At 62.3% G+C, this 18,828-nt stretch carries 19 protein-coding genes; 9 read left to right on the forward strand and 10 right to left on the reverse strand.

The features are described from left to right. Positions 1–13 precede the first annotated feature (13 nt). Both AC56LY_RS00785 and AC56LY_RS00790 read right to left on the reverse strand, forming a co-directional pair. Entirely contained in the window at positions 14–1,150 is a 1,137-nt protein-coding gene (locus AC56LY_RS00785) for a PilT/PilU family type 4a pilus ATPase (protein ID WP_183556964.1), read from the reverse strand. 9 nt (positions 1,151–1,159) lie between these two features. After that, on the reverse strand, positions 1,160–2,203 hold the full coding sequence (locus AC56LY_RS00790; RefSeq protein WP_183556967.1) for a type IV pilus twitching motility protein PilT: 1,044 nt from the start codon (positions 2,201–2,203) through the stop codon (positions 1,160–1,162). A gap of 54 nt (positions 2,204–2,257) precedes the next feature. On the opposite strand from AC56LY_RS00790, the gene AC56LY_RS00795 reads away from it, so the two are divergent. Then, positions 2,258–2,959 carry a YggS family pyridoxal phosphate-dependent enzyme gene (locus AC56LY_RS00795; protein WP_499575663.1) on the forward strand — a complete coding sequence of 234 codons (702 nt, stop codon included), beginning with the start codon at positions 2,258–2,260 and terminating at the stop codon, positions 2,957–2,959. A 10-nt stretch (positions 2,960–2,969) separates the two neighbouring features. Then, positions 2,970–3,782, forward strand: a complete 813-nt coding sequence (gene proC / locus AC56LY_RS00800; protein ID WP_499575664.1) for a pyrroline-5-carboxylate reductase — start codon at positions 2,970–2,972, stop codon at positions 3,780–3,782. A gap of 63 nt (positions 3,783–3,845) precedes the next feature. On the opposite strand, the gene AC56LY_RS00805 is transcribed toward proC, so the two are convergent. From AC56LY_RS00805 to ubiA, 4 genes are all read right to left on the reverse strand, one after another. Beyond that, a complete protein-coding gene (locus AC56LY_RS00805) occupies positions 3,846–4,148 on the reverse strand; it encodes a hypothetical protein (protein WP_499575666.1) in 303 nt (100 codons plus the stop codon). After that, positions 4,132–4,515, reverse strand: coding sequence for a phage holin family protein (locus tag AC56LY_RS00810; protein ID WP_499575668.1), 384 nt, complete (start codon positions 4,513–4,515; stop codon positions 4,132–4,134). The genes AC56LY_RS00805 and AC56LY_RS00810 overlap by 17 nt, the downstream gene beginning before the upstream one ends. 1 nt (position 4,516) lies before the next feature. Continuing rightward, the gene (locus tag AC56LY_RS00815; protein WP_499575669.1) at positions 4,517–4,837 is read right to left on the reverse strand and encodes an ElaB/YgaM/YqjD family protein; all 321 of its coding nucleotides are present in this window, start codon (positions 4,835–4,837) and stop codon (positions 4,517–4,519) included. A gap of 66 nt (positions 4,838–4,903) precedes the next feature. Continuing rightward, positions 4,904–5,758, reverse strand: a complete 855-nt coding sequence (ubiA, locus tag AC56LY_RS00820) for a 4-hydroxybenzoate octaprenyltransferase (protein ID WP_499575671.1) — start codon at positions 5,756–5,758, stop codon at positions 4,904–4,906. A 302-nt stretch (positions 5,759–6,060) separates the two neighbouring features. Here ubiA and AC56LY_RS00825 point away from each other — a divergent pair, with 302 nt between their 5' ends. Together AC56LY_RS00825 and AC56LY_RS00830 are read left to right on the forward strand one after the other, a co-directional pair. Then, a complete protein-coding gene (locus AC56LY_RS00825; protein WP_499575673.1) occupies positions 6,061–7,563 on the forward strand; it encodes a PhoX family protein in 1,503 nt (500 codons plus the stop codon). Between the two features lie 31 nt (positions 7,564–7,594). Next, positions 7,595–8,167: a PEP-CTERM sorting domain-containing protein gene (locus tag AC56LY_RS00830; RefSeq protein WP_499575675.1), complete on the forward strand. Its 573-nt coding sequence runs from the start codon at positions 7,595–7,597 to the stop codon at positions 8,165–8,167. A 52-nt stretch (positions 8,168–8,219) separates the two neighbouring features. Here AC56LY_RS00830 and AC56LY_RS00835 read toward each other — a convergent pair whose 3' ends face one another. Together AC56LY_RS00835 and AC56LY_RS00840 are read right to left on the reverse strand one after the other, a co-directional pair. Next, positions 8,220–9,065: a rhomboid family intramembrane serine protease gene (locus tag AC56LY_RS00835; protein WP_499575676.1), complete on the reverse strand. Its 846-nt coding sequence runs from the start codon at positions 9,063–9,065 to the stop codon at positions 8,220–8,222. Between the two features lie 86 nt (positions 9,066–9,151). Next, positions 9,152–9,895, reverse strand: coding sequence for an SDR family NAD(P)-dependent oxidoreductase (locus tag AC56LY_RS00840; protein WP_499575678.1), 744 nt, complete (start codon positions 9,893–9,895; stop codon positions 9,152–9,154). 86 nt (positions 9,896–9,981) lie between these two features. On the opposite strand from AC56LY_RS00840, the gene AC56LY_RS00845 reads away from it, so the two are divergent. Beyond that, positions 9,982–10,545: a TetR/AcrR family transcriptional regulator gene (locus AC56LY_RS00845; RefSeq protein ID WP_499575679.1), complete on the forward strand. Its 564-nt coding sequence runs from the start codon at positions 9,982–9,984 to the stop codon at positions 10,543–10,545. Positions 10,546–10,593: 48 nt separating this feature from the next. Here the strand turns inward: AC56LY_RS00845 and AC56LY_RS00850 are convergent, their stop codons facing one another. Then, entirely contained in the window at positions 10,594–13,161 is a 2,568-nt protein-coding gene (locus AC56LY_RS00850; protein ID WP_499575680.1) for an HWE histidine kinase domain-containing protein, read from the reverse strand. A gap of 145 nt (positions 13,162–13,306) precedes the next feature. Between AC56LY_RS00850 and AC56LY_RS00855 the strand changes: the two genes are divergently transcribed. Next, positions 13,307–13,966, forward strand: coding sequence for a PAS domain-containing protein (locus AC56LY_RS00855; protein WP_499575682.1), 660 nt, complete (start codon positions 13,307–13,309; stop codon positions 13,964–13,966). A gap of 412 nt (positions 13,967–14,378) precedes the next feature. Beyond that, a complete protein-coding gene (locus AC56LY_RS00860; RefSeq protein WP_499575683.1) occupies positions 14,379–16,079 on the forward strand; it encodes a mechanosensitive ion channel family protein in 1,701 nt (566 codons plus the stop codon). Here AC56LY_RS00860 and AC56LY_RS00865 read toward each other — a convergent pair. Then, a complete protein-coding gene (locus tag AC56LY_RS00865; RefSeq protein WP_499581901.1) occupies positions 16,057–17,004 on the reverse strand; it encodes a LysR substrate-binding domain-containing protein in 948 nt (315 codons plus the stop codon). The genes AC56LY_RS00860 and AC56LY_RS00865 overlap by 23 nt on opposite strands. Positions 17,005–17,150: 146 nt before the next feature. Here AC56LY_RS00865 and AC56LY_RS00870 point away from each other — a divergent pair, with 146 nt between their 5' ends. Together AC56LY_RS00870 and rfaE2 are read left to right on the forward strand one after the other, a co-directional pair. Then, a complete protein-coding gene (locus AC56LY_RS00870) occupies positions 17,151–18,341 on the forward strand; it encodes a PilT/PilU family type 4a pilus ATPase (protein WP_499575685.1) in 1,191 nt (396 codons plus the stop codon). A gap of 12 nt (positions 18,342–18,353) precedes the next feature. Next, entirely contained in the window at positions 18,354–18,827 is a 474-nt protein-coding gene (gene rfaE2 / locus AC56LY_RS00875; RefSeq protein WP_258836587.1) for a D-glycero-beta-D-manno-heptose 1-phosphate adenylyltransferase, read from the forward strand. Position 18,828 lies beyond the last annotated feature (1 nt).

Genomic DNA, 18,828 nt, shown 5'->3' on the forward strand with positions numbered 1-18,828 from the left:
CCGATGCGGCCCATCACACCAACCCCAACGCCTCCGTCCCGCTCGAAAAATCGCGGTTCTTCGCATGCTTGCTATTGAGCTTGATGTTCAGTCGCAGGTCGTTGACCGAGTCCGCATTGCGCAGTGCGTCTTCGTAGGTGATCTTGTCGGCTTCGTACAGGTCGAACAGCGCCTGGTCGAACGTCTGCATCCCCAGCTCGCGCGACTTCTTCATGATTTCCTTGATCTCATGGACTTCGCCCTTGAAGATCAGGTCCGAAATCAACGGTGAGTTCAGCAGGATCTCGATCGCCACCACGCGGCCCTTCGATTCCTTCTTTGGAATCAGGCGCTGCGACACCAGGCCTTTCAGGTTCAGCGACAGGTCCATCAGCAGTTGCTGACGGCGCTCTTCGGGGAAGAAGTTGATGATCCGGTCCAGCGCCTGGTTGGCGCTGTTGGCGTGCAGCGTGGCCAGGCACAGGTGGCCCGTTTCGGCAAATGCGATGGCATGTTCCATCGTTTCACGGTCGCGGATCTCGCCGATCTGGATCACGTCCGGCGCCTGACGCAGCGAGTTTTTCAGCGCTGCTTCAAAGCTGTCGGTGTCCACGCCCACTTCGCGCTGCGTGATCACGCAGTTCCGGTGCGGGTGGACAAATTCGACCGGGTCTTCGACCGTGATGATGTGGCCGTAGCTGTTCTCGTTGCGGTAGCCGACCATCGCCGCCAGCGTCGTCGACTTGCCCGAGCCCGTCGCGCCGACCATGATCACCAGCCCGCGCTTGGTCATCACGACGTCCTTGAGCGTGTCGGGCAGGCTCAGTTCCTCGAACTTCGGGATCGCCGTGGTGATCACGCGCAGCACCATGCCCACGCAGCCCATCTGCATGAAGGCCGAGACACGGAAGCGTCCCAGGTCGCCCGGCGTGATCGCGAAATTGGCTTCGCGCGTGAGCTCGAAGCCGGCTCCCTGCTTGTCGTTCATGATGGCGCGCGCCAGGTCGCCCGTGTGGCCGCTGGTGAGCGGCTGGCTCGAGACGGGCGTCATGCGCCCGTCGATCTTGATCGCCGGCGGAAAGCCCGCCGTGATGAACAGGTCCGAGCCGCCCTTGGTCACCATCAGGCGCAGCAGGTCGAACATGAATTTGGTAGCCTGGTCGCGTTCCATGGATGGCCCTTAGCCGAGGAAGTTTTCGGGGATCTTGGCGGCGCTGCGCGCAGCAACCGACGAGATCATGTTGCGGCGTACGAGGTCGGTCAGGTTCTGGTCGAGCGTCTGCATACCGACATTGCTGCCAGTCTGGATCGCCGAGTACATCTGGGCGATCTTCGCTTCGCGGATCAGGTTACGGATGGCCGGTGTGCCGATCATGATTTCGTGCGCCGCCACGCGGCCCGAGCCGTCCTTGGTCTTGAGCAGCGTTTGCGAAATCACGGCCTGCAGCGATTCGGACAGCATCGCGCGCACCATTTCTTTTTCTTCGGCCGGGAACACGTCGACGATACGGTCGATCGTCTTGGCGGCCGACGACGTGTGCAGCGTGCCGAACACGAGGTGACCCGTTTCGGCGGCCGACAGCGCCAGGCGGATCGTTTCCAGATCGCGCAGTTCGCCGACCAGGATGGCGTCCGGATCTTCGCGCAGCGCCGAGCGCAGCGCGTTGCTGAACGAGAGCGTGTGCGGACCGACCTCGCGCTGATTGATCAGGCATTTCTTGGAATCGTGGACGAATTCGATCGGGTCTTCGATCGTCAGGATGTGGCCGTATTCCTGCTCGTTGAGGTGATTCACCATCGCCGCCAGCGTGGTCGATTTGCCCGAGCCGGTGGGGCCGGTGACCAGCACCAGGCCGCGCGGCTTCAGTGCCAGTTCGCCGAAGATCTTCGGCGCATTCAGGTCTTCGAGCGACAGAATCTTGGACGGAATCGTGCGCAGCACGGCGGCCGCGCCCCGTTCCTGGTTGAACGCATTGACACGGAACCGCGCCAGGCCCGGAATCGCGAACGAGAAGTCGCACTCGAGCACTTCTTCGTACTGCTTGCGCTGGCCGTCGTTCATGATGTCATAGATCATGCCGTGCACGTCCTTGTGCTCCAGCGGCGGCAGGTTAATCCGGCGCACGTCGCCATGGACGCGGATCATCGGCGGCAGGCCGGCCGACAGGTGCAGGTCCGAGGCCTTGTTCTTGACCGAGAAAGCGAGTAATTCCGATATGTCCATTTATAATCCCTGTGCCGCAAACGGCCTCAAAAATATTTCCTATAGAAAATCATTATGTCCATAATCGCCGGGAACTTGCAAGCTGTCGAAGCGACAATCACCGATGCTGTAAAGGCATCGGAACGCGCCAGAAACGACGTCCAGTTGCTGGCCGTATCGAAGACCTTCCCTGCGCAGGCGGTGCTCGATGCGATGGCCGCCGGTCAGCTGGCGTTCGGCGAAAACTATTTGCAGGAAGCCCTCGACAAGATCGCAAGCGTCGCGCAGGCGCAACCAGATACCGCCGTCGAGTGGCATTTCATCGGCCCGATCCAGAGCAACAAGACGCGGCCCATCGCCGCCAGCTTCGCCTGGGTGCACACGGTCGAGCGGCTCAAGATCGCGCAGCGCCTGTCGGAGCAGCGGCCGCCCGAACTGGGCCCGCTGAATATCTGCCTGCAAGTAAACATCAGCGGTGAGGCCAGCAAGAGCGGCGCATCGCCCGAAGAATTACCAGCCCTGGCGCGCGAGGTCGCGCAACTGCCCAACCTGCGCCTGCGCGGCCTGATGGCGATCCCCGAACCCACCACCGATGTCGCAGAACAGCGCGCCGCCTTTGCGCGCGTGCGCGCCCTGTTCGACGCGCTGCGCGCTGAAGGCCTGGAAATGGACACGCTGTCGATGGGCATGTCGGGCGACCTGGCGCCCGCAATCGCCGAAGGCGCGACGATCGTGCGCGTGGGCAGCGCCATCTTTGGCAAACGCGATTACACCTGACAGGATCACCATGAACATCGTCTTTATCGGCGGCGGCAATATGGCCGCAGCCCTGATTTCCGGGCTCGTGAAGGTCGCGGGTTCCGGCGCGCAGATCCACGTGGTGGACCGCAATCCCGAAGCACTGGAGCGCCTGGCGCGCGACTATGGCGTGCGCACCGCGACCGACATCGACGAGGGTGTCCAGCACGCTGAAGTCGTGGTGCTGGCCGTGAAGCCGCAGCAGATGCGCGAAGTGGCCACAGCGCTGGCGCCGCACCTGACGCGCCAGCTGGTGCTGTCGATCGCGGCGGGCATCCGCAGCAGCGACCTGACGCGCTGGCTCGGCGGCTACGACGCCATCGTGCGCACGATGCCAAATACGCCGGCGCTGATCGGCATGGGCGTGACGGGCCTGGCGGCGCAGCCGGCCGTGAGCGCTGCACAGCGCGAGCAGGCTGACGCCGTCATGCGCGCGGTCGGCAAGACCGTGTGGCTGGATGACGAAGCGCAGATCGATGCGGTGACGGCGGTGTCGGGCAGCGGGCCGGCCTACGTGTTTTACTTCCTCGAAGCGATGCAGGAAGCCGCCCTCGCGATGGGCCTGAATGCGGAGCAGGGCAGGGAACTGGCGCTGGCCACGTTCACGGGGGCAGCGCAACTGGCGGCGCAGTCCGATGAAGCAGTCGACGTGCTGCGCGCGCGCGTGACGTCAAAGGGCGGCACGACGCATGCGGCGATCGAGAGCATGGAAGCGGCGGGCGTCAAAGGCGCGATCGTCGCGGCGATGCAGGCCGCAGCGGCACGCGGCAAGGCGCTCGGGGATGAGCTGGGCCAGGATTGAGCGCATGAAAAAAGGGGCGCCGCCAATGCGGACGCCCCTTTGCGTGATGCGGGAGTGCGGGGTTCAATGCACCTCGAACTTGCGCCACCCCAGCACCGGCAACACCTTCTGCGCCAGCTTGTAGGCCGACAACGCTGCGGTGATCGCACCGACCACCCAGGTCGGCCTGGTCAGAAGGATGCCCACCCCGACGCCGGCGGCGGTCAGGATGGCTTTCTTGTGCTGCACCACATACCCCGTGGTGCCGCCCATGGCCGACGGCGTGCGCAGCAGCGTCACGTCGGCCGACATCTGGGCGCGCTGTTCCGCGCATTGCGCAGCCAGCAAACGGCGGCGCACCGCCAGTGGTTCAGATTTTGTGGTCATCGATCGGCTCTCCTTTGACAGCTTGCGCATCCTTGCGCAGTTCGGCCAGCGTGGCAGCCATGATCGGCCCACGGGTCGTCAGGTCGCCACGGACCTTGAAGAACGCCAGCACGCTGCCCAGCGCGAACAGCAGCGTCATGCCGCCAACGGCGAGCAGGCGGTGCGTGTCCCAGAACAGCACCAGCACGAACAGGATGGCCAGCAGCACCGCGACCACGCCGAAGAAGGCGGCAGCAATGCCCCAGGCCACGTAGCCGAACAAGCGTTGCGTTTCTTCCTGCAGTTCGAGCGCGGCCAGTTCCAACCGCGTGCGCAGCATGGCAAGCAGGTTGGCCCCGATGCGCGAGATGGTCGCGGTGATCGTCATTTTATTTACGGACGATCAGCATGCCGATGACGACACCGATGGCAGCGCCCAGGCCAACCGATTTCCACGGGTTGTCCTTGACGTATTCGTCGGTGGCCTTGGCGGCAACCTTGGTGCGCTCGACCACGGTTTCTTCGGCGTTGATCAGGCCGACCTTGGCCGAGGCCAGCGTCTGCTCGAACTTGGCCTTGGCCGACTTGAATTCTTCGCCAGTCAGCTGGCTACCGTTGCGCAGCCACGATTCCGCATCGCCGATGACGCTTTTCAGGTCGTTGACCAACTGGTCGCGGGTATTGGTCTGGGTCGGGATTTTTTCGATCATATTAGGCCTCTTGATGTGGTGGTCGATCACACTGCCGCAGCAGCGATGAATGCATTTCGGACAATATTAACCTAATGCATAATCCAGCGCGACACCAATGAACAATGCGGCCCCCAGCCAGTTGTTATGGCGGAACGCCTTGAAGCAGTTCATCCGGTCGCGGTGGCGGATCAGCGTGTAGTGATACAGCGCGAGCGCGCCCGCCACGGCCACACCGGCCACGAACCACCAGCGCAGGCCCAGCGACCAGCCGCACAGCAGGAAGATCGCGAGCGACGCGCCGTAGCACAGCATGATGGCGGCCACGTCGAAGCGCCCGAAGGTGATGGCCGACGTGCGCATGCCCAGCTTGATGTCGTCGTCTCGGTCGACCATCGCATACGCGGTGTCATAGGCCACCGCCCAGAACACGTTCGCCACCAGCAGCCACCAGGCCACGCCCGGCACCGCGCCCTGCACGGCGGCAAACGCCATCGGGATGCCGAAGCCGAACGCGATGCCAAGGTAGGCCTGTGGAATGGCGAAGAAGCGCTTGAAGTACGGGTAGGTGCCGGCGACCACCACGGCCACCACCGACAACTGCTTGGTCAGCGCGTTCAGCGGCAGGATCAACAGGAACGACGCGATCGCCAGCACCGCCGCGACCATCACTGCTTCCCGGCCCCGGATCTTGCCGCTCGTGAGCGGGCGGTCGACCGTGCGCTTGACGTGGCGGTCGAAGTCGCGGTCGGCGTAGTCGTTGATGGCGCAGCCCGCCGAGCGCATCAGCGCGGTGCCGATGACAAAGATCGCCAGCATGTCCAGGGCCGGTACGCCGCCCGAGGCCATCCATAGCGCCCACAGGGTTGGCCACAGCAGCAGCAGGATGCCGATCGGCTTGTCGGCCCGGATCAGGCGAAAGTAGAGCGCCAGCTTGTTCATGTGTTCGCTTTTTTGTCGCAAAAAATATTGATCGGAAGACAGTAATTCTAGCCGGTTTGGTCGTCTCGCGCGGTGCGCCCTTGCCGCAGCAGGCGTCATGCGACGTGCATGACAGGCATGTGTCACGACCAACCGTGCATGCTGAAAAATTGTCTTTTTGTTGTCATTAACTTGACATGATCGTTTGCTTTAATGCATCGGTCCGAGCCGGGGTGGTAAGGACAGGGCCGCCGCTCAGGCGCTGCCAACATTCGAGATGCCGGTCCACCGGCTCGCACGTCCCAATCAATGGAGAAGCACAGATGAACAACCACGACACGTCGCCGTCGCGCCGCAACCTGCTCAAGGGCATCGCCGGCGCCAGCGCGCTGCCATTCGTCGGCGCCTTCGCCGCGCTGCACGCCCGTGAAGCAGCGGCGGCCAATGGCGTCACCGCGCTGATCGACAGCCCGTACGGCCCGATCGCGCCGACCAATGACCTGAGCACCGGCCTGCCGCTGCTGCAACTGCCGCCTGGCTTCACGTACAAGAGCTATGGCTGGCGCGGCGACATCATGACCGACGGCCGGCCATGCCCGGCCGGCCACGACGGCATGGGCGTGATCGCCACCCGCAAGGTGGGCCGCAGCACCGAGCAGGTGTTGGTGCGCAATCATGAAATCACCAGCAGTGCAGCTGGCAATTTCATCAACGCCTACAGCTTCTACGACGGCGGCACGATCAACACCACCACGACCAACCGCTCGTGCGGCGGCACCACCAACCTGGTGTTCCGCGACGGCGACTGGGTCAGCATGACGCCAAGCCTGGGCGGCACCCAGCAGAACTGCGCCGGCGGCGTCACGCCGTGGGGCACGTGGCTGACCTGCGAAGAAGTCGGTTCCGACGCGATCACCGCCGGCGGCAAGAAGCATGGTTATGTATTCGAAGTGACGGTCGATCCGCGCCAGACGACCGGCCAGCCGATCGTCAACATGGGCCGCTTCTCGCACGAAGCCGCCGCGGTCGATCCGACCAACAGCAACGTCTACCTGACCGAGGATGCATCGGGCAAGTCGGGCTTCTACCGCTACGTGCCGGACATCAAGACGGGCGCGGCCGGTTCGCTGGCGCGCGGCGGCGTGCTTGAAATGGCCAAGGTCAAGGGTGTCAACAACGTCAACCTGGCTACTGCTTCGGTCGACCTGACGTACGAACTGGAATGGGTCTCGATCCCGAACCCGGACGCCAACCGTGGCAACAGCGTGGGCCTGAACGGTCAGGCAATCAGCAATGCCGCCGGTCCGTTCAACCAGGGCTGGGCCAAGGGCGCGCTGCGCATGAACCGCGGCGAAGGCATCTTCTACACCAAGGGCAAGCTGTACGTGATGGACACGTCGGGTGGCCCGGTCAACCGCGGCGCGATCTGGGAACTGGACCTGGCCAGCCAGACGCTCAAGTGCATCTATTCGAGCCCGAGCCCGTTGATCGGCAATATGGGCGACAACCTGGCCGTCAGCCCACGCGATGGCCTGCTGATCTGCGAAGACTCGTCCAGCCCGATCACCGACACCTTCGGCTTCGGCCAGCGCCTGATGGGCCTGACGGGCGCCGGCGACGCCTACATCTTTGCCAAGAACAACGTGAACCTGACGACGGCCCAGCTGACCGCCGCCGGCAAGTCGACGGCGCTGGCCGGCGATGGCCGTGGCAATGAATTTGCCGGTGCCTGCTTCGATCCGACCGGCCGCTACCTGTTCGTGAATATCCAGACGCCGGGCATCACGTTCGCGATCTCGGGTCCGTGGGCCAAGGGTCCGCTGTAATTCTCACCGCATTCATTCAAGGATATTCACCATGACCATCAACACATTCTTCGCAGCCGGCCTGGCCGCGCTGGCGTTCTCCACGTCGAGCCACGCGGCGCTGCTGGTAAGCTCGGACAGCGCGGCCGGCAATGCCGTGACCGACTACAGCGCCGCCGGTGCCGTTTCGTTCGACCTGGCGTTGGGTAATTTCGCCGGTACCACGCTCAACTTCGTGCTGCAGGAAGCCGATATCGGCGGCCCGCTGAGCCTGAGCGCAATGGTATTGAACCTGAGCGGCATGTCGTTCCCGCAGTTCACCTTTGGCCTGCAGGGCATCCGGTTTGCGGCGCCGGGCACCGTGTCCGCGTTCTCGCAAGACCTCAGCGTGAACAGCTCGTTCTACAACGCGGCGATCACGTTTGCCAATGGCGAGCCGGCCGAGTTCCAGTTCGGGAACCCGACCCTCGTCGATGGCCGCAGCGACTGGCTGCTCGACACCAGCGGCATGCGCGCCGGCGACACGTTCTCGATCGTGGCCGAAGTACCGGAGCCGTCGACGATCGCGCTGATGCTGCCGCTGCTGCTGGGCGGTTTGCTGGTGGCGCGTCGCCGTCAGGGCTGATCGGGTTGGTTGCGTTGAACGCGTGCGCGGGATACCCGCCCACGCGTTCAAACTACGGGCGTTCCGGATTCACGGCCCGCGCCGCGTCGCGCTGCGCGGCAAGCGCCTCCGATGCGCGCAGGATGTGCGCGATCCGGCTGACCTGGTCGGATGGTGGCTGCTTGACCAGTACCACCAGCACGCCCAGGCCGACGGCGAACACGACCGCCGATTGCACCGCAGGGCCGATCCGTAGCACTCTCCCGGGCAGCATCAGCAAGATACCGAGGGCGATCCCGGCAAGCGCGCCACCGATGTGTCCCGCGTTATCGGTGCCGGCCACCAGAAAGCCCATGCCGATATTCAGCGCGACCACCTGGAAGATGACTTTCAATTCGATTTTCGCTGCGTTGCCGGCGCACAGCGCATGCACCAGCAGGGCGCCGGATGCACCAAGCAGCGCGCCAGACGCGCCGGTGCTGACCGTGGTCGCGAAGTGCGGCGTGAAGCCCATCGCCGATGGCACCAGGTCATAGCCCATATTGCGCACGGCCAGACTCGCGTACCACCAGGCGCTGGCCAGTGCACTAAACAAGCCGGACAACAGATAGATCAGAGTGAAACGGACCCGGCCCCAGGCCGCTTCGCACAATGGCCCGATCAGCGACAGCATGAGCATGTTCAGGCCGAGGTGCAGTGCGCCGTGGTGCAGGAACATCGACGTCACGAGCCGCTGCCAGTCGCCGGTGAGGGTGTAGGGGCCAAGATTGCCACCCCAGGCGGTCAGGTCTCTCGGGTCGGGCGACATCCAGTCGACGCCGTGCATACCCAGATACACCCACGCACCGATATTCATCAGGACGAGCCAGAGGGTAGGGGAGGTGAAGAGGCGGGGACGCGTACCCGGTGTCGTCAGCATGGTTGTTTCCGAAAATAAATCATCGGTGAAAATAGCACTTTTCAGACAAGCCGTCGATTCGCCATCGCAGATCGCGCGCCCCTGGCCTACACTGCCGCGACACCACCATCGACAAAGAGTTCATGGCCAGCGACAAAGCTGCTTTCGCTTGATGCCAGGAAGAGCACAGCCCGCGCGACCTCGTTCGGTTCCGCCAGCCGCCCAAGCGGAACGCTTTTATTCAGTGCCTCTTCAACATCCGGTTGCATGTCGAGGTAGCTGCGTATCAGGCGTGTTTCCGTGCCACCGGGCGAGACCACATTCACGCGGATGCCCTGCTGCTTGAGGTCATTCGTCCAGCTTCGGGCAAACGAGCGCACCGCCGCCTTGCTCGCGTTATAGAGCGACTGGCCTGGCAGGCCTTTACTGCCAGCGATGGAGCCATTGAGGACGACAGTACTTCCCGCCGTCATCAAAGGCAGTGCCTTCTGCACAGTCAACACCACGCCTTTCACATTGCTGTCGAAGATCGAATCGAAATGCGCATCGTCGATCGCATCGAGTGGTTTGACCTCGTACATGCCTGCATTGGCGAACACGACATCGACGCGTTGATGGTCGTGCCGGATCCGTTCGTATAGCCGGGTCATGTGGGCAGCGTTGGTGACGTCACCTTGCACGCCGACCGCCCCGTGGCCGATCTCATTCACGGCGTCATCCAGCAATGCTTGCCGGCGCCCTGTGATGTACACGTGCGCACCTTCGATGGCGAACAGTTTCGCCGTTGCGAGACCAATGCCGTCGCTTCCGCCCGTAATCACCACAACCTTGTTTTCAAAACGTTTCGTCATTTTCTGGTACCCTTTTTTAAAAGTGGAGGATCGCCCCACTTATAATACGGAGGGAGCCTCCACTTAACAAGCGAAAGAGAAAATTAGTGAGTGACGAACCCGCCCTCAGGGCTGATGCGCAGAAAAATCGCGAACTCATCCTCGCTGCCGCCGAAGCACTATTCCTGGAAAAAGGCGCGAATGTGCCACTCGAAGAAGTGGCCAAGCGCGCAGGCGTCGGTATCGGTACGCTGTATCGTCGCTTTCCCACGCGTGAGGCGCTGTTGGCCGCTACCAGCAATGAGCGTTTCTTGTCGCTGGCCCAGACCAGCCTTGCGCGCGACGCGGACCTCGCGCCAGGCGCCGCGGTACGCGCTTATCTTGAAGAGCTTGCCAGCAACACCAGCATCTATCAGAGCCTTGCTGCGTCGATCGGGACGGTGATCCAATGCGGGACGCCGGGATGCAATGCGATCACGGCAGAAGGGCAGCGGTTGCTTCAGCGTGGACAGGAAGCGGGCGCCATCCGCAGCGATGTCACTTACGAGGATTTGATTTACGTGGTCACTGCCATTTCGATCGCGATCGACGCTGACCGGTCAACGACATCGCGTATCGGCCACATGGTGGACTTGTTCCTGAATGGCATAAGCGTTAAAAATCCGGATTAGGCACCGGTATCCTTCTTGTCTTGGCCTGTCGTTCAATTACCTCGGTAGTCACGTCCGCTTCGCGCCCAATGCGATGTGCAAAATCAACGCGCTCGCATCATACGGTTTCGAGACGACGGGGCGGCCACGGAATCGCTGGTCAATGATCGCCGTGTCGCCGTAGCCGGTGACAAACATGAATGGTATGTTCTGCTCGGTGAGATGTTCTGCAATTGCCAGGCTGGTTTCGCGGCCCAGGTTGTAATCGAGTACGGCGAAGTCCGGCGTGAACTGGCGAAGTGTCTCGAGGGCTGCAGCGACTGTAGAGACGACCTGCACACTTTCGGCACCCATCGACAGCAGCGTAGACTCGGTTTCGATTGCAATCAGCAAGTTATCCTCTACCAGCAGGATGTTTCCGATGGGCGGTGGCAGCAGGGGTGACGGTGCGTGCGCAATGATTGGGTACGACGTGGCTGGTGCGTCGTCATTGCTTGAAATATAACGCGCTGGAATCTCGAAGCGCGCTATCAAGCCGTCTGGAGCGAATTCGACCGCCGCTTTGCCCCCCAGCTCGTGAGGAATCGCACGTTCGATAATGGTCGAACCGAAGCCGCGCCGCGTAGGCGGCACGACGATGCTGCCGCCGTGTTCGGACCATTGGACCGAGAGATCACCCGTATCGCCACGCTCCAGGAGCAATTTGGCATGGCCGCCCTCGTGCTTGAACGCGCCATATTTCGCTGAATTGGTAATCAGTTCATGAAATACTAACGCCAGTGTGGCGAACGCCTCTGGCTCAATCGCCCAGTCGCTGCCGATGATGATGACGCTGGCAGCATCGTTGCCGAGGTAGGCAGCAGCCTCGATGCGTACCATATCGCTCAGCGACTTTGGTCGCCATCCGCTACTGGTCAATTGGTCATGAGCACGTGCCAGAGCATGGATGCGCGAACTGATATCTTCGGTAAACTGCGTGACCGAGGTCGCGCTGTTGCCGCATTGGCGTACCAGCCCGACAATGAGATTGAGAATATTGCGGACGCGGTGGTTGAGCTCTGCGATCAGCGTGTCTTGCTGATCATGACTTTGCTTGCGCATCTTCTCCGCTGTATCGGTCATTCTGAGCATCACTTCAAGCAAAGAGACCCGCAGTGACTCGCCTTTGTCGCGGTCGGCATCGCTCCATTGCGCCGATTGCTCGTGTACACGTTCTTTCCACAACGCGAAACTGGCGCGTGGCGAATAGCGCAAGACCCCTGCATCGGCACGCACGACTTTGTCGGGCTTGCCTGCCCACTTCACTTCTGCGACGAGTTCATCGCGGAAAAACAGGACGAAGTCACGCGGGCTGCGTGAGATGGGAACTGCCAGTAATCCCGCGACGCCCGGGCAATCGGCCACCGCTTCCGGGCAAGTCTGTGCCAGGCAGTGCGTGGTAAAAATCTCGCTGGTCGTGGCGCCGTTCAGGAATTTCACCAGCCGCATCATGGCGGGCAGGCCGGGTGTCGATCCAACCCTTCGCACGAGGCCGTCGACATACGTGGCCATGCCGCTGGCATTCAAGCTTGTTCGCAAGTCCGACAGCATCGCGAACAGGTTATCTTCGCCAACTGCGTTGGGTGACACCATCGACAACATGCGCATGTGCGTGTCGCGAGACACCGCGCGGCCACGCTCCTGCGCACGGCGGACAAAGTTCTCGATGATGGACGAGGCCATCTGGCCGTAGAACTCAAGGGCCATCCGCAATTTCGCCGCCAGATAGCGGGGACTATTATGGTGACATACAAGCAAGCCCCACAATTTGCCGTCGACGATCAGCGATACCGACATCGAGGAGCACACACCCATATTGCTCAGGTATTCGATGTGTACCGGTGAGACGGCGCGCAGGGACGCCATCGACAGGTCGAGCATGTCGCCTTTGTAGTCGAGGAGCGGCACGAGGAACGCGTTCTGCGCCTGTACGTTGGCCACAACGCGTAGCGGGTTGACCAGATACAGCGCACGCGCCTGCGCCGGGATATCGCTGGCGGGGTAGCGCAGGCCCAGGAAGCTGTCCATGCCTCCACGACTGCGTTCGGCAACGACCTCGCCGCTGAGGTCTTCGTGAAACTTGTAGACCATTGCCCTGTCGTACCCGCACAGTGCGCGTGTCTGGGCCGCCAGCACCTCGCAGAAGCGGTCGATATCGCTGGCGTCACGCAATTGGTTGAGCAATGACACCATGCGCCCCGAGGCATCGTCACCTGAGGCCGCCGACGGTTCGAATTCGATGATGATCGACTCACTCGTACGCGAAACCGACAGATCGAACAATTGCGTGTCGATCCCCTCGGCACCGACCGGTACATCGAACAGGTGGCGCACGCCACTTTTCGTGCCGATGACCTGCAATTCACCGCGGATATCGTGCAGCGCGCGCCGCCCGATCAGCTCATGAAGAGGGCGCCCACTTGCCTGGCCGACCTCAGTTGGCAGATAATTTCCGAGGTTTTCGGAACAGCGAACGACGTTCCAATCCGGCGATACCTCGAGCAGGAAGCCGTGTGGCTGAATCTGACCCAGAAATGCGATACGTTCATTTTCACACGGTGCCGGTTCAAGCTGCGGTCCACCCGAGCTATTGACCATGGTGTAGCTTCCTTTGTAGTTATCGTGAAGCTAAGGCGAATGATCATATCAAATGAATCAAAAAGAATCAAAATGTAAATAATTTTCTTTCGTAAAAGAATGAAAATCGCTCTTTCTTTAGAGATCCGATATGTAAAATATATGTATGGAAAATCTTTACACTTCTCAACTGTTAGAGTTGATTGTTGAGACGAGTGCAGCGACATGGACGGTTGGCGCGGATGGATACGCGGTCGATATTCCGGAGTGGACTGCCCTGACCGGCCAAAGCGTCGAAGAACTAAAAGGCGAGGGATGGATGGATGCAATCCATGTCGAAGACCTGGAGCGCGTTCGCTCCGCCTGGATGACAGCCGTCGCGCATGGCTCGCATTACAACACTGACTATCGGGTGCGATGTGCCGATGGCGTCTATCGTTGGTTCAATGCGCGGGGAATGCCAATCGTAAATGTCGAGGGAGAGATCCAGCAATGGATTGGCGTCCTGCTCCCCATCGCCGGATTGAACCGGTTCAGGCAGCCTGCGCCTGAGTCCTCGGGCACTTCAGCACCGTTCGTTGACATCACGCCCGGCGCCTTGCGTGCGGCACGCGCGATGCTCGGCTGGTCGGCCAGCAAGCTTGCCGACATGGCCGATGTGTCGATTTCGACGATCCGGCGGATCGAAGAGGCTGACGAACGCGACAGCACGCGCAACACAACGGCGCGCAAGTTGATCGCTGCCCTCGCGCAGCAGCCGTTGACACTGATCGCCTCCGCCGAAGGCGTGATCGAGGGCGTGTCCGGGCGCACCAGAACGGGTTGAGAATTACGCCTGCTGAGAACAACGCCAACCGTCCAGACCATCTCACGCATTGGACGGCGTGATGTGACAGCGTGAGGCAGCTTATGGCGAAGGCTTCCAGTGACTGGTCCGGCGATCGCAGCAATAGTGCGGGCGTGACATCGGCAGGATGCTAGACTTTGGGTCCCGGGCACCACTGTCCGGCCATCCAGACCGATCGCATCGCAGGTCCGGGCCAGCGCGTTTGCTCCGGCACGCCATGCCCATCGCTGCGCATCTGCAGGCATGCCACTACCCGTGCGCGCTCGCCAGGGCTGCGACCAACCAGTCGCTTGTCATCCCGCGGATGTTGCGCCGTTACTCCCGCCCGGGCCGCGCCATGCGCCATGCGATCAAACACGTGCAAGGAGTCGTTTTGAATAGAATATTGTCGATGAGATTACTGGTCTCACTGTCCCTGGCATTGCTGCTGGGGCTTACCCAACCACCGGCGTTCGCCGCCGGCCAGGATGCCGAGGCAACCGCCGCCGAACCTGCCGTTCCCGATCCGCTCAAGCGCGAGACGCCGCGCTCCATGGTCTCCGGTCTGCTCGGCGCCCTTGGCGAGTCCGACTACGATCGCACCGCGCTGTACTTCGACCTGCCGCCCGCGACCAGCTCGCGCCAGCGCACCAACGCCGTGGAACAGGCGCGCGCCTTCCATGCGGTGCTGGACGACGGCGGCACACTCGATACGTTCATCACACTGTCCAACGACCCCAATGGCAAGGTGAATGACGACCTGCCGGTCGAGCAGGAGCGTATCGGCGAGATCGCCATCCAGGACAAGAAAATTCCAGTGCTGCTCACGAAAGGGCAGGACGGTGAGCACCAGGTGTGGCGCGTCGCGCGCGAAACGCTGACCCAGATTGCCGCCGCCACCAAGCGTGCACCCGTGGTCACCGAGCCTGCGGCCGATCAGGTCGTCGTTGCCGGCGCACCGCTGAAGGATTGGGCGCTGCTGCTGGGGATTGGCGTGCTGGTGTTCGGCGGCTTGTGGATGGTGTCGGCGCTGATCGTGTTCTGCATGCGCAAACTCGTGCCCGACCCGGAAGCCAATGGCCTGTACCGCTTCTTCGAAGCGGCGCTGCCGCCGGTGAGCCTGTTGATTGCCGTTGGGGTGTTCTACAACTGGGCCGAGCAGGTGCCGGTGTCGATCGTGGCGCGCCAGACCTTGCTGCGCTACACCGGCATCGTCTCCGTCATCGCACTGGTGTGGTTCGGCCTGCGGCTGGTCGATGCGATTTCGGAGCTGGCGATTGCCCGCATGCAGCGTAGTCAGCGGCGTCAGGTCATTTCGGTCATCACGCTGGCGCGCCGCGCCGCCAAGGTGATCCTGCTGGCGTTTTCGTGCATTGCGATCCTGAGCACCTTCGGCATCGACGTCACGACAGGAATCGCGGCGCTTGGTATCGGTGGTATCGCGCTGGCGCTGGGCGCCCAGAAGACCGTGGAAAACCTGGTCGGGAGCGTGACCGTGATTGCGGACCGTCCGATGCAGGTGGGCGACTTCATCAAGGTCGGCGACGTGGTGGGGACCGTGGAAGACGTCGGCATCCGCTCGACCCGTATCCGCACCAATGAGCGCACGGTGGTGACGATTCCGAACGGCGACCTGTCGGCGCGCCAGATCGAAAACTACGCCGCGCGCGACCGGTTCCTGTTCAATCCCGTGATCGCGATCGCTTATGGCAATTCGTCGGCCAAGCTCCGGGAAGCGATTTCCATCGTCCAGCAAGTCCTGGCCGAAGAAAAGAACATGGCTGAAGGGCACCGCGCTCGCCTGGGCAGCATCAGCGAGCGCGCCTTCAACATCGAGGTGTTTTCCCACATCGATGTGCACGAGTTCGATACCCAGGTGATCATTCGCGAAAAGCTGCTGCTGACGATCTTCGAGCGGCTGGAAGCTGCTGACATCAGCCTGGCGTTCCCGACCCAGACCATCGTGTTCTCACCGTCGCAGCTGGACGCGGTCAGGGGCGGGCCTGCGGCCGCTGGCGACGCCAGCGAGACGGACAAGACGGCCGACGCCGACGCTGTCACTCCAGCGTCGCCAGCCGTCTGGACGGGTACTACGCCGCCGCCTCGTACGTGATCATTTCCACACCGGCCAGATGACATTCACTCACCGCCCGCATCACCGCATCGATGGCGGCGCGGCGGGTGAAGCTCTTGCGCCAGGCGATCACCACACGGCGCGACGGCGTCGGCTTGGTGAACGGCACATAGGCCAGCAAACCGTTCGATTCGCTCAGGTCGGTCACCGATGCACGCGGCAGCACCGTCAGGCCGATGCCGCTGGCGACCATGTGGCGGATCGTTTCCAGCGACGAGCCTTCGAACGTGCGCTGCATGCCGGTGCCACCGCCTGGCGCCGAGAAGCGCGCCATTTCCGGACATACTTCGAGCACCTGGTCGCGGAAGCAGTGGCCGGCACCCAAGAGCAGCATCGTTTCGCTTTTCAGGTCTTCGGCCGAGATGGCCGTGCGTTTGGCCCACGGGTGGTGTTTGGGCATGGCCACGATGAACGGCTCGTCATACAGCGGCTGCACCGCCATCCCGTGATCGGGCAGTGGCAGCGCCATGATGGCGGCGTCGAGTTCGCCCTGGCGCAGCAATTCCAGCAGCTTGTGCGTGAAATTCTCTTGCAGCACCAGCGGCATCTGGGGCACCGTGTCGATCAGGTTTTTGACCAGTGGCGGCAGCAGGTAGGGGCCGATCGTGTAGATCACGCCCAGGCGCAATGGCCCGGCCAGCGGGTCCTTGTTCTGCTTGGCCAGCTCCTTGATGGCAGCGGTCTGCTCCAGCACGCGCTCGGCCTGCGCGACGATCTGCGCGCCCAGCGGTGTGACGGACACTTCCGAGCCGCCCCGTTCGAACAGCAGCACGCCCAGTTCGTCTTCGAGTTTTTTGATGGCGACAGACAGCGTGGGCTGGGCCACAAAACAGGCTTCGGCCGCGTGGCCGAAGTGCTTGGCGCGGGCGACGGCGACAATGTATTTCAACTCGGTCAGGGTCATGGTAGGCGTCTCGGCTCGGCACGCTGCCCGCCCCTCGCGGATGGCGGACGGCAGGGTGCGTGCCATGAAATAATGGTGTAGCAAGAATGATAGTCGATATAATCCCTTGATAGGCTCCGCCTATGCATCTTTTCTGAAAGGCCCGCATGTCCACCACGTTTGGCCCGGCGGAAGCCCAGGTCTATATCCATAAGCTGCTCACGGTGATGCATCACCAGGGCGGCTCCGACCTCTTCATCTCGGCTGATTTCCCGCCGAGCATGAAATACCAGGGCGCCATGAAAGCCCTCAGCCAGCAGCGCCTGAGCGGCGAAGTCACGCGCGCGCTCGCGATCTCGCTGATGAACGAGCGTCAGCGCGCCGAGTTCGAAAAAGAAATGGAGTGCAATTTCGCGATTTCGCTGCCCAACGTCTGCCGTTTCCGCGTGAACGTCTACGTGCAGCAGCAAAGCGTCGGCATGGTCGTGCGGACGATCTCGTCCGAGATCCCCAACTTCGAAAAGCTCGACCTGCCCGAGGTGCTCAAGGATGTCGTGATGACCAAGCGCGGCCTGGTGCTGGTCGTGGGCGGCACGGGTTCGGGCAAGTCGACGACGCTGGCGGCGATGATCGACTACCGCAACAACAATTCGGCCGGCCATATCATCACGGTGGAAGACCCGGTCGAATACGTCCACAAGAACAAGAACTGCCTGATCACGCACCGCGAAGTGGGCGTGGACACGCTGTCGTGGCACAACGCGCTGAAGAACACGCTGCGCCAGGCGCCGGACGTGATCCTGATCGGCGAGATCCGCGACACCGAAACGATGGAGCACGCGATCGCGTTCGCCGAAACGGGCCACCTGTGCCTGGGCACGCTGCACGCGAATAATGCCAACCAGACGATGGACCGGATCATCAACTTCTTCCCCGAAGAGCGGCGTAACCAGCTGTTGATGGACCTGTCGTCGAACCTGCGTGCCATTGTCTCGCAGCGTCTGGTGCGCACCGAGGACGGCAAGGGCCGCAAGGCCGCTATCGAAATCCTGCTCAACACGCCGACGATTGCCGAGATGATCCTTAAAGGGAACTTCCAGAGCATCAAGGAGATCATGCACAAGTCGCGCGAGCTGGGCATGTGCACGTTCGACCAGGCCTTGTTCGAGCTGTACAACAAGGGCTTCATCAGCTACGACGAAGCGATCCGCAATGCCGACTCGGCCAATGGCCTGCGCCTGCAGGTCAAGCTGTCGGGCGAGCGCAAGGAGCCGGGCCTGCCGGCCGGCGCGGCGCGGCCATCCGAATTGTCGATGGCGCTCGATGAAGAGCCTGACGACGAAACGCCCAAACACTGACACTGAATACCTATGCCTTCATTTGAAAACAAGCTCTGCACGCGCGCCGACCTGGCTGCGCGGATCGCCGCACTGCCAAAGCCAGTGGTGCTGACCAACGGCGTGTTCGACATCCTGCACCGCGGCCACGTGACCTATCTGGCGCAGGCGCGCGAGCTGGGCGCTTCGCTCGTGGTGGCAGTCAACACCGATGCGTCCGTCAAGCGGCTGGGCAAGGGCGACGACCGCCCGCACAACACGCTGGCCGATCGCATGGCGGTGCTGGCTTCGCTGGAATCGGTCAGCCTGGTGGTCGAGTTCGACGAACAGACGGCGCTCGAAGTGGTCCAGGAAGGCCGGCCCGACATCTATGCCAAGGGCGGCGACTACGTGATGGACCAGATTCCCGAAGGGCAAGCCGTGCTGGCGTATGGCGGGCGCGCGGTGGCGATCGACTTCGAGCATGACCGCTCGACCACCAAGCTGGTGGCGCGGATCCGGGGCTGAC

Source organism: Telluria sp. ZT3P25, assembly GCF_059685895.1.

Excerpts from the sequence above, each read along its gene's own strand:
- AC56LY_RS00785 (WP_183556964.1), bottom strand. The coding sequence starts at position 1,150 with ATGGAACGCGACCAGGCTACCAAATTCATGTTCGACCTGCTGCGCCTG.
- AC56LY_RS00790 (WP_183556967.1), bottom strand. The coding sequence starts at position 2,203 with ATGGACATATCGGAATTACTCGCTTTCTCGGTCAAGAACAAGGCCTCG.
- AC56LY_RS00795 (WP_499575663.1), top strand. The coding sequence starts at position 2,258 with ATGTCCATAATCGCCGGGAACTTGCAAGCTGTCGAAGCGACAATCACC.
- proC (WP_499575664.1), top strand. The coding sequence starts at position 2,970 with ATGAACATCGTCTTTATCGGCGGCGGCAATATGGCCGCAGCCCTGATT.
- AC56LY_RS00805 (WP_499575666.1), bottom strand. The coding sequence starts at position 4,148 with ATGACCACAAAATCTGAACCACTGGCGGTGCGCCGCCGTTTGCTGGCT.
- AC56LY_RS00810 (WP_499575668.1), bottom strand. The coding sequence starts at position 4,515 with ATGACGATCACCGCGACCATCTCGCGCATCGGGGCCAACCTGCTTGCC.
- AC56LY_RS00815 (WP_499575669.1), bottom strand. The coding sequence starts at position 4,837 with ATGATCGAAAAAATCCCGACCCAGACCAATACCCGCGACCAGTTGGTC.
- ubiA (WP_499575671.1), bottom strand. The coding sequence starts at position 5,758 with ATGAACAAGCTGGCGCTCTACTTTCGCCTGATCCGGGCCGACAAGCCG.
- AC56LY_RS00825 (WP_499575673.1), top strand. The coding sequence starts at position 6,061 with ATGAACAACCACGACACGTCGCCGTCGCGCCGCAACCTGCTCAAGGGC.
- AC56LY_RS00830 (WP_499575675.1), top strand. The coding sequence starts at position 7,595 with ATGACCATCAACACATTCTTCGCAGCCGGCCTGGCCGCGCTGGCGTTC.
- AC56LY_RS00835 (WP_499575676.1), bottom strand. The coding sequence starts at position 9,065 with ATGCTGACGACACCGGGTACGCGTCCCCGCCTCTTCACCTCCCCTACC.
- AC56LY_RS00840 (WP_499575678.1), bottom strand. The coding sequence starts at position 9,895 with ATGACGAAACGTTTTGAAAACAAGGTTGTGGTGATTACGGGCGGAAGC.
- AC56LY_RS00850 (WP_499575680.1), bottom strand. The coding sequence starts at position 13,161 with ATGGTCAATAGCTCGGGTGGACCGCAGCTTGAACCGGCACCGTGTGAA.
- AC56LY_RS00855 (WP_499575682.1), top strand. The coding sequence starts at position 13,307 with ATGGAAAATCTTTACACTTCTCAACTGTTAGAGTTGATTGTTGAGACG.
- AC56LY_RS00860 (WP_499575683.1), top strand. The coding sequence starts at position 14,379 with ATGAGATTACTGGTCTCACTGTCCCTGGCATTGCTGCTGGGGCTTACC.
- AC56LY_RS00865 (WP_499581901.1), bottom strand. The coding sequence starts at position 17,004 with ATGACCCTGACCGAGTTGAAATACATTGTCGCCGTCGCCCGCGCCAAG.
- AC56LY_RS00870 (WP_499575685.1), top strand. The coding sequence starts at position 17,151 with ATGTCCACCACGTTTGGCCCGGCGGAAGCCCAGGTCTATATCCATAAG.
- rfaE2 (WP_258836587.1), top strand. The coding sequence starts at position 18,354 with ATGCCTTCATTTGAAAACAAGCTCTGCACGCGCGCCGACCTGGCTGCG.